Genomic DNA, 13,730 nt, shown 5'->3' with positions numbered 1-13,730 from the left:
GGGGAATGCCACGCGGGGCGCTAAAATTGGGTTAACGATGTCAAAAAGAGGGTGAACACCTTCTTCACGCTTGTGGTAAACATCGGCTTTACGGACAGGTGTCCCGAAACGGATCAGGATTCGCGTATCGCTTGCCCGTCGCTAACGCGCTGTTAGCCATTTATGGGTAGGACGGCTTCGGGACTGCGCACCGCCCGGGATTCTTCATCCTGAGCGGCGCATGTCATTGGAGAATACAGATGCGCTCATTCCGCACCGCCCTTTTTCTGGCGATCCCGCTCGCTTCGGCGGCGATCCTCGCGGCTCCCGCACACGCCGACGTCAAGCAAGGCGTCGAGGCGTGGCAGGCGGGTGACTATCAAGCCGCGGTGGCCGAGTGGCGGCCGCTCGCGCTGGCCGGCGATGCCGATGCGCAATTCAATCTCGGCCAGGCCTATAAGCTCGGCCGCGGCGTGCCCGCCGATCTGACGCAGGCCGAAACCTGGTACCGCCGCGCCGCGAAACAGGGGCATTTGCAGGCCGAGGATAATCTGGGCCTCATCCTCTTCACCGCGAACCGCCGCGAGGAGGCGATGAGCTATATCCTCCGCTCGGCCGAGCGTGGCGAGCCGCGCGCGCAATATGTCCTCGGCACCGCGATGTTCAATGGCGACCTTGCCGCGCAGGACTGGCCGCGCGCCTATGCGCTGACCAAGCGCGCGAGCGACGCCGGGCTCGGCATCGCTTCGGCGCGGCTGGCGCAGCTCGACAACCTCATCCCGCTCGAACAGCGCCAGCGCGGCCTCGCGATGCTCCCCGAAATGGAGAAGAACGAGCAACGCGCGCGCCTGGCCGCGGTCAATGCCGCCGCGCCGGCCCCGGCCAAGCCCACCCCGTCGCCGGTAAAAACCGCCAGCCTGCCCGCTTCGCAGCCCGGAACCGCCTATGCGCCGCCGCCCGTGATCGCGCCGGCACCCGCTCCACCGGCGCGCGTCACCCCGGTCCCGGCGCCTGCGCCGCTCTCCTCACCCGCCGCCGACGCCGCCGCAGCAGCGGCGGTTCAGGCCGCCAGCGAAGCCGCCGCCGCAACGGCGACCACGCCAGCGCCCGTCCGCGCGGTCCCGGCACCGATCCGCACCGCCGCGCTGCCGCCGTCGCAGCCCGCCCCGGCACGGGCCGCGCCGGCGCAGCCCGGAACGACCTACACCGCGCCGCCCGAAAGCGGCGAATTGCCGCCCGCGCCCGAGCCGGCGCAGCCCGTTCCCGTGACCCCGGTCGCGCAGCCCGCGCCCGTGGCTGTCGCCGCGGCGCCTGCTGCCCCGGCAGCATCAGTGCGCAGTGCGACGGCGAGCCCGTGGCGCGCGCAGCTCGGGGCCTTCGGGGTCGAGGGCAATGCGCGCAAGCTGTGGCTCAGCCTCGAAAAGAAGCACCCCGCCTTCGCGGCGCGCCAGCCCTATCTTGTGCAGGGCAAGCTGACCCGCCTGCAGGTCGGTGATTTCGCAAACAAGGGCGAAACCGAAAGCTTCTGCGCCACCGTCCGCAAGTCGGGCCAGGCCTGCCTCGTTGTCGACAGGTAACTTACCAGGGTGTCGGCCTTGGGGTAGGAAAGCGGCCATTCGCTCGTTTGTGTACCCCGACGGGAACGGCAACTTCCGGCCGGTTGCGGACATTCCCTTTTTCGTCACCCCGGACTTGATCCGGGGTCCCGCTGGACGTCGAAACCTGCGTTACCCTCAGAAAAGCGGGATCCCGGGTCAAGCCCGGGATGACTGAAAAAGGGCAACAATCGGCCGCAACCAGCCGCCCCAGCCAAATGCACAACCGCCAACAAAAAAGGGCCGCGGTTTCCCGCGACCCTTTTTCATAATCCGTAATGGCGCGACTTATTCGAAGTCGCTGCCACCGCCTGCCGGGCTGCGCGGCGGGGCCGCGGCGGTCAGGCGAAGCGCTTCGGCCGAACGGCTGATCGAGCTGATTTCATCGGGCGTGTCGTCATCGTCGACGACGACCTTCTGCATCGAACCGACCAAAGTTTCCTGCAGATCCTTCGGACGCACGGTCTGTTCGGCGATCTCGCGCAGCGCGACGACGGGGTTCTTGTCGCGATCGCGGTCGATGGTCAGCTCCGAACCACCCGAGATTTCGCGCGCGCGATGCGCCGAGAGCAGAACCAGGTCGAAACGGTTGGAAACTTTGTCGACGCAATCCTCGACGGTAACGCGGGCCATGGTAATTCCTTGATTGAGGAGAGGCCATGCCCTTTTTGGGGGCGTGGCGGCAAGCGCTGCGCGCTAGCAGCGCCGCATGCGAATGTCAATAAAACCGCGTCTACTGCCGTCCGTCCTTGCCCCCCGCGCCGCGCCGGGCCTATGAGCGGTGCATGACCGCCGCGCCCCTTCCCGTCAGCGATGCCAGGACGCTGACGGCCGATGTCGCGGGGCACCGGATCGAGGTCATCGTCGACGGCGACCAGCGGCTCGAGCGGATCCTCGCGCTGCTTGGCGGGGCGATCCGTAGCGTCGACATGGTCATGTATATCTTCAAGCATGACATCGCGGGGGCGCAGGTGCTGGACGCGATGACCGCGGCGGCGAAACGCGGGGTCCGCGTCCGCGCGGTGATCGACAGCTTCGGCTCGTCGGACATATCGGACAGCGTCTTTGCCCCGCTGCGGGCGGCGGGCGGCAGCGTGACCTTCTTCTCGCGGCATTGGCGATCGAGCTATCTGATCCGCAATCACCAGAAACTGCTGCTGATCGACGACAATGTCGCGGTAACCGGCGGTTTCAACATCGCCGATCCCTATCTCAGCAACCGCCGCACCCATTGCTGGTTCGACCTTGGCATCGTCGTGCGCGGGCCGACGGTGGCGCGGATGGTCGACTGGTTCGCCGAAATCCACGATTATACGGTGAACAACGACGGCAAGCTTTTGATGCTGCGCCGGTTGATCCGCGAATGGCCGGTCGATAGCGGGCCCGTGTCGTGGCTGGTCGGCGGGCCAACCCAGCGCCTGTCGCCATGGGCGCGCTCGGTCCGCGCCGACCTCGACCGCGCGCATCAGCTCGACATGGCGATGGCCTATTTTTCGCCCGGTCAGGGCATGCTGCGGCGGCTGGGGCGCGTGGCAAAGCGCGGACGCGCCCGCTTTGTGATGGCGGCGAAGTCGGACAATCCGGCCACCATCGGCGCCTCGCGCCTGCTTTTCGGCTATTTGTTGCGCAAGCGGGCGACGGTCTGGGAATATCTTCCGTGCCGGCTGCACATGAAGCTGATCGTCATCGACGATGTCGTCCATGTCGGTACCGCAAATTTCGATATGCGCAGCCTGTTCGTCAATGTCGAGGTCATGCTGCGCATCGCCGACGCCGGATTTGCGCGGCAAATGCGCGATTTCATCGCCGGGCTGGAGGCCGATTGCGCTATCATCACCGCCGACGTTCAAAAGGCGCGCGCCGGCTGGCTGACGCGGCTGCGCTGGACATTGTCGTGGTTTGTCGTCGGTTTTGCCGATTATACCGTCACGCGGCGGCTGAACTTCGGCCTCGCCGAGACCGACCCCGATACCGAGGTGTAAGCTCTATTCCTTCCAGCCCCAGAAGAGAAAGCAGGGCGGGACATTGACCCATTCGAACGCATTGTCGATGCGGCCAAAATGCGCCGCCAGAAAGTCCCGCGCGCGGGCGCGGAACTGATAGACGAGGAAGGCGCCGCCGGGGCGCAGCGCGCGATGCGTCGCCGCCGCGATCGCCGGGCCGACACCCGCGGGCAAGGTGGAGAACGGCAGGCCCGACAGGACATAATCGGCGTGATCGAACCCGTGCGCGGCGATGATATCCTCGACATCCGCCGCCGACCCGTGGACCGCGATAAAGCGGCTGTCGCGGATATTCCCCCGCAGATAATCGATGAAATCCTCGTTGGTGTCGATCGCGATCAGCGTCGCGTCGCCGGCCATATGTTCGAGCACCGGGCGGCAAAAGGTGCCGACACCCGGGCCATATTCGACGAACAGCTTCGTATTCTTCCAGTCCACGGGTTTCAGCATGTGGCGGATCAGCGTCGGCGACGACGGCACGATCGACCCGACCATCACCGGATGCTTGATGAAACCGCGGACGAACATGCCCCACGGCCCGAAAAAGCGCTTCAGCCTTTCGCGGATCCGGCGGATCGGCGCGACATTCGATTGGGCCTGCGCCCGGGGATTGGTCATGATGGCTTTCGCGTTGTTGCGGTTGCTTAAAGGGGTGGCAAAATAGGCGCGCGGGCGCAAGGAAAGAGTGGGGCTTGACTCTGGACAGCGCTTCCTCGCGGTGTAGGGAGACAGGGATGCGCGACGAGCCGAAGGCGGCAGGCGCCAGCAGGGGCCAACAGGATATGGCGACGGTTTCGCAATCGATCCCCGCCGACCGCATGGCGGTCCTCTTCGCGGTGATGCTGGTCGCCGCGGCGGGCAACACCGCGATGCAATCGATCCTGCCCGCGATCGGAACCACACTGCATATCCCCGACGTCTGGGTCAGCCTGGCCTTCAGCTGGTCGGCGCTGCTCTGGGTTCTCACCGCGCCGCATTGGGCGCGGCAATCGGACAAGCGCGGCCGCAAGGCGCTGATGGCGCTCGGTATCATCGGCTTCCTCTCGTCGATGGCCCTTTGCGGCCTTGTCCTTTGGGCCGGACTGAAGGGGCTGATCGGCGCCGGGCTCACCTTCGTCATATTCGCGCTGTTTCGCAGCCTTTACGGCGGACTGGGATCCGCCGCACCGCCCGCGGTCCAGGCCTATGTGGCCTCGCGCACCGACCCGGAAGAGCGGACGCAGGCGCTGTCGCTCGTCTCCTCCTCCTTCGGCATCGGGACGGTGATCGGGCCCGCGGTCGCGCCCTATTTCATTCTGCCGGTCGTCGGAATGGCCGGCCCGATGCTGATCTTCGCGCTGATCGGAATGGTCGTGCTGGCCTTGCTGCGCTGGCGCCTCCCCAACGATACGCCGCGCTTCGCGGCGCGCGGCGCGATCGCGCCCTACCCGCTGTCGGCAGGGCCAATCGAACCGACGAGTGACGAGGAAAATGATCCCGATGCCCCGGCGCAAGAACCGCTGAGCTGGCGCGATGAGCGGGTTCGGCCGTGGCTGCTCGCCGGCTTGCTCGGCGGACAGGCGCAAGCGATGATGATCGGCGTCATCGGATTCCTGATCCTCGATCGGCTTCATTTGCGCGGCGATCCGAAAACCGCCGCCGAGCTGACCGGTACGGTCCTGATGGCCAGCGCTTTCGCGACGCTGCTCGCGCAATGGGGGCTGATTCCATTGTTCAAGATGACCCCGCGCCCGACCGTCCTCTGGGGCGCGGCTCTCGCCATCTGCGGGATCGTGATGACCGGCCTCGCGCAGGATTTGCACGGCATCGTCATCGGCTTCGCGACCGCTTCGCTCGGTTTCGGCCTGTTCCGCCCCGGCTTCACCGCCGGCTCCTCACTCGCCGTCCCCCGCCGCGATCAGGGTGCCGTCGCGGGCATGACCGCGTCGATCAACGGATCGGCCTATATCGTCTCGCCCGCGATCGGGGTGCTGCTCTACAACTGGCACCCGATGGTCGCCTATGGGTTGATGGCGGGCTTTTGCGTCTGGCTGGTGGCATGGGGCTGGTCCGCGCTGCGGCAGGACACGCACATCGGCTGAATCGCGAGCCGAACCGCGCCATCCCGGCGAACCCGAGGACGGCGCTTCGGTCGGCAGCTTCGCGGCCGATGGGATATGTTGCACGTGGCAGCTCTCGGGTCACAAGTGTTTAAATGGATTTTGACTGGGTATCGCAAGTCGTTACAAGGTGGGCACGATCACCGATCGCCGGCGCCTGTGAAAGCCGGGCAACCTTGATATGGATGCCGTAGATGAGCGAGCGATACGGATCTTTGATCGTCCTGCTGGCATCGGCATCGCTGGCATCCTGCAGCGTCGGCCCCGATTATCGCCCCGCCACGTCAGGCGATCTGGCACTGCCTTCGACGTATAGCGATGGCAGCGTCGCGGCGCTCGACGAGGCCGGGCTCGCGTCGTGGTGGAAGCGGTTCAACGATCCGGCGCTCGACCGGCTTGTCGAACGCGCCATTTCGGTCAATCTCGACATCGTCCAGGCACAGGCGCGTCTTAGGCAAGCCCGCGAAGCGACGATCCAGGCCGGCGCCGACCTGTTGCCGACGGTCAGCGGGAGCGGCCGCGCGGGCCGCAACGTCGTGATCAACGGCAAGGACAGCAGCAGTTTTTCGCTGGGTCTCGACGCTGACTGGCAGGTCGACCTGTTCGGCGGCAACCGGCGGGCGGTCGAGGCGGCACGGGCCGACGAGGCGGCAACCGGCTATGACCTCGCCGGCGTACGGATCGCGATCATCGCCGAACTCGTGACGAATTATGTGCAGCTGCGCCTCGCGCAGGAACAGCTCGCGATCGCCCAAAGCACCGTCGGCTATCAGCGCGACAATTATGATATCGCCCGCTGGCGGGTGCAGGCGGGCCTCGCCTCCTCGCTCGACGAGCAGCAGGCGCGCACCCAGCTGGCCCAGACCGAAGCGAGCATCCCCGAAATCCGGACTGGCATCCGCAACGCACTCAATCGCATCGCGGTGCTGACCGCCGAGGCACCGGGCGCCGCGACCGCGGCGCTTGAACCGGTGGCACCGATTCCTGCCCCACCGACCGGCATCGCCGCAGGGTTCCCCGCCGACACACTTCGCCAGCGACCCGACGTCCGTTCGTCCGAACGTGACCTCGCGGCCGCGACCGCCCGTATCGGGGTCGCGCAGGCGCAGTTGCTGCCCTCGCTCAGCCTGAGCGGTTCGCTCGGGACCAGCGCCCTCACCACCGGGGGCCTGTTCGACACGATCGCCGGATCGCTGTTCGCGGGCCTGTCGCAGATATTGTTCGACGGCGGCGCCCGCGCGTCGCGGGTCCGGGCACAGCGTGCGGCCGCCGACGGCGCCTTTGCCGCTTACCGCCAGACCATATTGACCTCGCTCGAAGACGTCGAAAACGCATTGGTTGCGGTGTCGTCGGCCGACGAGCGCAGCGCCCAATTGGCGATCGCGCGCGAAGCGGCAAACAACAGCGCCTTTCTCGCCCGGCTGCAATATCAGTCGGGGCTGACCGACTTTCAGACCTTGTCCAATATCGAAACCTCGCTTCTGTCGTCGAGCAACAGCCTGGCCAGTTCGCGAGCGGCGCAGGCGCTGGCCGTGGTCCAGCTTTATAATGCGCTCGGCGGCGGATGGCAGACCATGGAAACGAACGGAACCGGCGCATGACCGACGAAAAAAAGCGCGACGAGACGCTCGACGAATTTCTGGGCGTGAAGCCGGCAAACCCTTGGCTTCGCAGGGGAAAGTGGATCGGCGTCGCCCTGCTTGCGTTGTTGTTTCTCCTCCTGCTCTATCGTTGTTTCGGCCCCGGCGACGCCGTCCGCTATTCGACCGGGGAGGTCAGCAAGGGCGCGCTGACCGTCACCGTGTCCGCCACCGGCAACATCAAGCCGATCAATCAGGTCGATGTCGGTTCGGAACAGTCGGGGCTGATCACGAACGTCTATGTCGATGTGAACGACCGCGTGACGAAGGGGCAATTGCTCGCGACGCTCGACCCGGCGCGTCTGCAGGATTCGGTCGTTCAGGCCGAAGCAAGCCTCGCCGCCGCCGAGGCCAATGTCGGCGAAGCACAGGCCACATTGGCGCTGTCGAACGCGACGCTCGCGCGCCAGGAAGAGGTGTTCCGCCTGTCGGGCGGCCGTGTGCCTTCAAAGACCGAGCTCGACGCTGCACGCGCCGACCAGAAGCGCGCCACCGCGTCGCTCGCGGCATCGCGCGCGCAGGTTTCGCAGCAACGCGCCGCGCTGGGCACCGCACAGACCAATTTGTCGAAGGCGCGCATCTATTCACCGGTGACCGGGGTCGTGCTTTCGCGCGATATCGAGCCCGGTCAGACCGTCGCCGCGTCCCTGAATGCCCCCGTCCTGTTCACCATCGCCGAAGATCTCAGTCAGATGGAGCTTGAGGTGTCGATCGACGAAGCCGATGTCGGACAAGTGAAGGAAGGCCAGGATGCCACCTTCACGGTCGACGCCTTTCCGGGCGAGCGCTTTCCGGCGAAGATCAAACGCGTCAACGTCGGGTCGAACAACAGCGGCAACTCGTCGTCTTCCTCGTCATCCTCCACCGCGAGTAGCGCCAGCGCCGGCACCGTCGTCGCCTACACCGCCATCCTTTCGGTCGATAACGCCAAACAGCAGCTTCGTCCCGGCATGACCGCGACCGCCGATATCGTCACCATGCACAAGCAGAATGCGCTGCTGATTCCCAACGCCGCGCTGCGCTACCGCCCCGCGCAGGCCGGGGCAGCTGCATCGAGCGGCGGGATCACCGGCGCCCTGGTGCCTCGTCGCCCGCGGCGCGGCGGCGACCGGCCGGAGCGGACCGTCACGTCCGATCGGGGCGCGCAGCAAACCGTCTATATTCTGGGCGGCGAGGGACAGCCCCAGGCGGTCCAGGTCACCACGGGCGAAACCAACGGCAGCGTCACCGAAGTTACCTCGGGCAGTCTGCGCGCCGGATCCAAGGTGATTACCGGCCAGCTCTCCGACGACACATCGGCAGCGGCTGCCGGGTCCGGCGGCGCTGGCGGCGGTGCGGGCGGCGGCGGTGGCGGTGGCCGGCGCGGCGGGGGCGGCGGAGGCTGATCCGATGGCGGACCCCATCATCCGCCTCAGCGGGATCGTCAAAACCTATGGCGAGGGACCGACCGCTTTCCAGGCGCTCAAGGGCATCGACCTCGACATCATGCCGGGCGATTTCATCGCGGTGATGGGGGCGTCGGGATCGGGCAAGTCGACGACGATGAACATCCTCGGCTGCCTCGACGTGCCGACGCGCGGGCAATATCTGTTTCGCGGGCACCGCGTCGAGGTGCTGACCCGCGACCAGCGCGCACTGCTCCGCCGCAAATATTTCGGCTTCGTCTTCCAGGGCTTCAATCTTCTCTCGCGCACCAGCGCGCTCGAAAATGTCGAACTGCCGCTCGTCTATCGCGGCGACCCGAAGGCCGAACGGCACGACGCGGCGATGGCGGCGCTCGACAAGGTCGGGCTCAAGGACTGGTGGGACCATACTCCCGCCGAACTGTCGGGGGGCCAGCAACAGCGCGTCGCGATCGCCCGCGCCATCGTCACCCGGCCGCAGGTGCTGCTCGCCGACGAACCGACGGGCAATCTCGATTCCGAACGATCGGTCGAGATCATGCAACTCTTGTCCGACCTCAACCGCAACAGCGGCATCACCGTGCTGATGGTGACCCACGAACCCGATATGGCCGAATTCGCCCACACGCTGGTGCATTTCAAGGACGGGCTGGTCGAACGGATCGAGGCCAATCCAAAACCGCTCGGCCTTGCGGGGTCCGACGCGTGATCGGCACGACCTTCTTCCTCGCGCTGCGCTCGATCCGCCGCCATGTGCTGCGTTCCTTCCTGACCGTGCTGGGCATCGTCATCGGCGTCGCGGCGGTCGTGACGATGGTGACCCTGGGCAACGCGACCACAGCGGCGGTGCAGAGCCAGATTTCGGCGCTCGGCACCAACATCCTCCAGATCCGCCCCGGCCAGGGCTTCGGCCGCGGCGGCGGCGGCCCGCGTCCGCCCGATTTCGAAATGGACGACCTCGAAGCGATCGCGCAGCAGATCGCCGGGGTCACCGCGGTCGCGCCGCAGGCACAGACCAGCGGCACCGCGATCTACGAGGGCGCCAACTGGTCGACGACGGTCAACGGCACTACCGACGCCTATTTCACCGTCCAGCCCTGGCCGCTCGCCGAGGGCCGCACGTTCACACCCGCAGAGGAGCAGGCGGGCAAGAGCGTTTGCATCATCGGCAACACGATCCGCCAGAATCTGTATCGTGGCGGCGGCGCGGTCGGGACGCGCTTTCGCATCAAGGGGGTAAGCTGCGACGTCATCGGCGTGCTGTCGACGCGCGGCCAGGCAGGTTTCGGCGGCGATCAGGACGATATCGTGATCATGCCGGTCAAAGCGGTGCAGCGCCGCTTCACCGGCAACCAGAATGTGTCGGTGATGCTGGTCGGAGTCGATCAGAATTATGCGAACGAACAGGTACAGGCCTCGATCACCGACCTGCTCCGCGAACGGCGCAAGATAACCGGCGGCAAGGACGATGATTTCAACATTTTCGACACCAAGCAGATTTCGGAGACGCTGACCGGGACGACCACCCTTCTCACCCGCATCGTTGCGACGGTGGCGGCGATCTCGCTGCTCGTCGGCGGGATCGGCATCATGAACATCATGCTGGTATCGGTTACCGAACGCACGCGTGAAATCGGCATCCGCCTCGCGATCGGCGCGGTAGCACGCGAAGTGCTGCTGCAGTTTCTGGTCGAAGCGATCGTCCTGTCCTGCCTCGGCGGGCTGGCGGGCCTCGTCATCGCGCAACTCGCCATCGCGGTCCTGTCGCCGCTGATGCAGGTGAGCTGGATGTTCGATGCGCAGATCAACGTCATCGCCTTTGCGATTTCGGCGATTATTGGCGTCGTGTTCGGCTATTTTCCGGCCCGCCGCGCCGCCAGCCTCAATCCCATCGACGCGCTGCGGCATGAATAGGCTGCTTCGTTGATCGTCACGTTGCGCATATTGCGGTTCATCCCCCATCCACCAACGCGCGCTTAACCTCCCCCCATCAAAGGGAGGATCACCATGCGCAAGACCCTGCTTTTCGCCCTCGCATTCGCCGCCACGCCCGCGCTCGCCCAAATCGCGCCCGCCAATCCCCAGATCGACTATCCCGCCTTCCAGCAGCTTACCGCCGCCGTCTCCCCCCAGCGCGCCGAGCGGCTGATCGCATTGGACCGCTTCAAGGCCGAAGCCGCGAAACCCGGCACCCTGCTCCTCGACGCGCGCTCGAAGGACGCTTTCGCCGCGGGGCATATCGCAGGCGCGATCAACCTGCCGCTCACCGACTTTACCGCCGACAGTCTGGCGGCGGTGATCGGCGCCAACCCTGACCGCCCTATCCTCATCTATTGCAACAATAATTTCTCGAACGATCGCGCCCCGGTGCCGATGAAGTCGCGCGGCCTCGCGCTCAATATCCAGACCTTCATCAACCTCGTCGGCTATGGCTATCCCAACGTCTGGGAACTCGCCGATGTCGTCGACTTCGACAATCCGGCGGTCGGCTGGGTGAAGGGCTGAACCGCCGCACCCCAATCTGTCACACGACTCCTGTAGCACCGGGGCGAACCACCCCGACAGGAGTATGGACGATGAGCGAACTGGTACGCGAAATTGTCGAAGTAAACGCCGCGATCGGCGGCGATGAGGAAAATCCCGTGCTGACCGTCGAGACCGAGGGTCTTGCGCCCACCACGGGCTGGAACAATGTCCGGCTCGACCCGCATGTCTATATCACCCCGCCCGAGGACGGCTTTCAGGACTTCGACCTTGTCGGCGACCGCCCCGCGGACGCCGCCGGCGACACGCTGACCGAGGTCGAGGCTGCATGGGAAGGCCCCCTCCACGACTGGGTCATCGGCGTCCGCATCCACGCGGTCGACAATATGTTCGAGGAAGAAGTCTTCGAACCCTGGGACGAAGACGACACGCACGAAGACGACGCGAACGAAGAGGACGACGAGAGCGAGGCCGCCTGACCCTCGCGCTCCAACGACCCCTGCACCTCCGCCGGGCCGCGATCCCCCTGTACGCGGTCCGGCGACATTTTCTTCGCTCCCCCTTGCCAAGCGCGACATTTTAAACCAATAGCGTCGCGATGCGCACCGACGCCCTTCTTCTTCTGCGACTTACACGCCCTTGGGCGTGACACTGGCTGCGCGCTAGTCGCGGCCACCCGCTCAAGGGTCCGATCGACAAGTGACACCAACCCAGCAGAAGAAGTTTCAACCCATGACCATGCTCCGCGACCCCTCGGTCAAATATAGCGCCTTTCCGCAGGTTCCCTTGGCGAACCGTGAATGGCCCGGCCGCGTCAACACCAAGGCGCCGATCTGGCTCTCCACCGACATGCGCGACGGCAACCAGGCGCTGATCGACCCGATGGATGCCGAAAAGAAGGCGCGCTTCTTCGACCTGCTCGTCCGCATCGGGCTGAAGGAAATCGAAGTCGGCTTCCCCAGCGCCGGCGCGACCGAATATGACTTTATCTCCGGCCTCGTCCGCGATGGCCGCATCCCCGACGATGTTACCCCGCAGGTTCTGACGCAAAGCCGCGCCGACCTCATCCGCACCAGCTTCGACAGCCTCGCGGGCGCCAGGACCGCGATCGTCCACGTCTATAACGCGGTCAGCCCGGCGTGGCGCAAGATCGTCTTCGGCATGGACATGGCCGATATCAAGGGCATTGCGATCGAGGGCGCCAAGCAGCTGCGCGACAATGCCGCGCGCCTGCCGCAGACCAACTGGCGTTTCGAATATAGCCCCGAAACCTTCTCGACCGCCGAACTCGATTTCAGCATCGAATGCTGCGAAGCGGTGATGCAGATTCTTGCACCCACCGCCGAAAACCCGATCATCCTCAACCTGCCCGCGACGGTCGAGGCCTCGACGGCGAACATCTACGCCGATCAGATCGAATATTTCTGCAAGAATCTGCCGAACCGCGACCGCGCGATCATCAGCCTGCACACGCACAACGACCGCGGCACCGGCGTCGCGGCGGCCGAGCTCGGCCTGCTCGCGGGCGCCGACCGCGTCGAGGGCTGCCTGTTCGGCAATGGCGAACGCACCGGCAACACCTGCCTCGTCACCATCGCGCTCAACATGTACACGCAGGGCGTCGACCCGCAGCTCGACTTCTCGAACATCGACGAGGTCATCCAGACGGTCGAATATTGCAACAATTTGCCCGTCCACCCGCGCCACCCCTATGGCGGCGAGCTGGTCTACACCGCCTTTTCGGGCAGCCATCAGGACGCGATCAAGAAAGGCTTCGCCGCGCGCGAACGCCAGAATGACGAACGCTGGGAAGTCCCCTACCTGCCCATCGACCCCGCCGATTTGGGTCGCAGCTACGAAGCGGTGATCCGCGTCAACAGCCAGTCGGGCAAGGGCGGCGTCGCCTGGGTACTCGAACAGGACAAGGGCCTGAAACTGCCCAAGAAAATGCAGGCGAGCTTCAGCCATATCGTCCAGGCCCTCGCCGACGAAACGAGCCGCGAACTCGGCGCCGAGGATATCTGGCACGCGTTCGAGGGTCAGTATCTGGCGACCGAAGCCAAGCGCTTCCAGCTCGTCGACTGGTCGGAAACCCATTCGGGCTCCGACCGCATCTTCGCCGGCAAGCTCACCATCGACGGCACCCCGCGCAGCGTCAGCGGCCGCGGCAACGGCCTGATGTCGAGCGTCATCGCCGCGCTCAGCGAAAGCGGCGGCCCGGTGATGGACATCGTCGATTACAGCGAGCACGCGATCGGCCAAGGCAGCAATGTGCAGGCCGCGGCCTATGTCGAATGCCGCACGGCGGACGGGAAGAGCCTGTTCGGCTGCGGGCTCGATACCGACGTGGCGACGGCGAGCGTACGGGCGATCCTGAGTGCTGCCAACGGCGCATGAACGGGCGCCATGAATCGCGACGGGGCTGTCCGTTACCGGACAGTCCCCGGCCGTGCTAGCGCCCAAACCCTCAATCAACACATTGTTTTTACGTTATTTCCCATATCGCCCCATTCGGACGATACTGGCG

12 protein-coding genes are annotated in these 13,730 nt (G+C 65.6%); 10 read left to right on the top strand and 2 right to left on the bottom strand.

Features of this window, described 5'->3' with window-relative positions; translation table 11 throughout:
- Positions 1 to 239 precede the first annotated feature (239 nt).
- Positions 240 to 1,556: an SPOR domain-containing protein gene (locus tag FHR22_RS22500; protein WP_166939321.1), complete on the top strand. Its 1,317-nt coding sequence runs from the start codon at positions 240 to 242 to the stop codon at positions 1,554 to 1,556.
- Positions 1,557 to 1,862: 306 nt separating this feature from the next.
- On the opposite strand, the gene rpoZ is transcribed toward FHR22_RS22500, so the two are convergent.
- Positions 1,863 to 2,207 carry a DNA-directed RNA polymerase subunit omega gene (gene rpoZ / locus FHR22_RS04375; RefSeq protein ID WP_166939319.1) on the bottom strand — a complete coding sequence of 115 codons (345 nt, stop codon included), beginning with the start codon at positions 2,205 to 2,207 and terminating at the stop codon, positions 1,863 to 1,865.
- 152 nt (positions 2,208 to 2,359) lie between these two features.
- Between rpoZ and FHR22_RS04370 the strand changes: the two genes are divergently transcribed.
- A complete protein-coding gene (locus FHR22_RS04370) occupies positions 2,360 to 3,556 on the top strand; it encodes a phospholipase D-like domain-containing protein (RefSeq protein WP_166939317.1) in 1,197 nt (398 codons plus the stop codon).
- A gap of 3 nt (positions 3,557 to 3,559) precedes the next feature.
- Here FHR22_RS04370 and FHR22_RS04365 read toward each other — a convergent pair whose 3' ends face one another.
- Positions 3,560 to 4,195: a class I SAM-dependent methyltransferase gene (locus FHR22_RS04365; protein WP_166939315.1), complete on the bottom strand. Its 636-nt coding sequence runs from the start codon at positions 4,193 to 4,195 to the stop codon at positions 3,560 to 3,562.
- A gap of 164 nt (positions 4,196 to 4,359) precedes the next feature.
- Between FHR22_RS04365 and FHR22_RS04360 the strand changes: the two genes are divergently transcribed.
- The 8 genes from FHR22_RS04360 (at position 4,360) to leuA (ending at position 13,600) form a co-directional block, all read left to right on the top strand.
- Entirely contained in the window at positions 4,360 to 5,658 is a 1,299-nt protein-coding gene (locus FHR22_RS04360; RefSeq protein WP_166940758.1) for an MFS transporter, read from the top strand.
- A gap of 212 nt (positions 5,659 to 5,870) precedes the next feature.
- Positions 5,871 to 7,277 carry an efflux transporter outer membrane subunit gene (locus FHR22_RS04355; protein ID WP_166939312.1) on the top strand — a complete coding sequence of 469 codons (1,407 nt, stop codon included), beginning with the start codon at positions 5,871 to 5,873 and terminating at the stop codon, positions 7,275 to 7,277.
- Entirely contained in the window at positions 7,274 to 8,701 is a 1,428-nt protein-coding gene (locus FHR22_RS04350; protein ID WP_166939310.1) for an efflux RND transporter periplasmic adaptor subunit, read from the top strand. Before FHR22_RS04355 ends, FHR22_RS04350 begins: the two co-directional genes overlap by 4 nt.
- A 4-nt stretch (positions 8,702 to 8,705) precedes the next feature.
- Positions 8,706 to 9,428, top strand: a complete 723-nt coding sequence (locus FHR22_RS04345; protein WP_166939307.1) for an ABC transporter ATP-binding protein — start codon at positions 8,706 to 8,708, stop codon at positions 9,426 to 9,428.
- A complete protein-coding gene (locus tag FHR22_RS04340) occupies positions 9,425 to 10,633 on the top strand; it encodes an ABC transporter permease (RefSeq protein WP_166939305.1) in 1,209 nt (402 codons plus the stop codon). The genes FHR22_RS04345 and FHR22_RS04340 overlap by 4 nt, the downstream gene beginning before the upstream one ends.
- Positions 10,634 to 10,726: 93 nt before the next feature.
- Entirely contained in the window at positions 10,727 to 11,224 is a 498-nt protein-coding gene (locus FHR22_RS04335) for a rhodanese-like domain-containing protein (protein WP_166939303.1), read from the top strand.
- A gap of 71 nt (positions 11,225 to 11,295) precedes the next feature.
- The gene (locus FHR22_RS04330; protein WP_166939300.1) at positions 11,296 to 11,682 is read left to right on the top strand and encodes a hypothetical protein; all 387 of its coding nucleotides are present in this window, start codon (positions 11,296 to 11,298) and stop codon (positions 11,680 to 11,682) included.
- A gap of 253 nt (positions 11,683 to 11,935) precedes the next feature.
- Positions 11,936 to 13,600, top strand: coding sequence for a 2-isopropylmalate synthase (gene leuA / locus FHR22_RS04325; protein WP_166939298.1), 1,665 nt, complete (start codon positions 11,936 to 11,938; stop codon positions 13,598 to 13,600).
- The last annotated feature ends 130 nt before the right edge of the window (positions 13,601 to 13,730 follow it).

Source organism: Sphingopyxis panaciterrae (genome assembly GCF_011762125.1).
GTDB lineage: Bacteria > Pseudomonadota > Alphaproteobacteria > Sphingomonadales > Sphingomonadaceae > Sphingopyxis > Sphingopyxis panaciterrae.
Note: the sequence above shows the minus strand (reverse complement) of the source record. Positions and strands in the feature narration are given on the sequence as shown.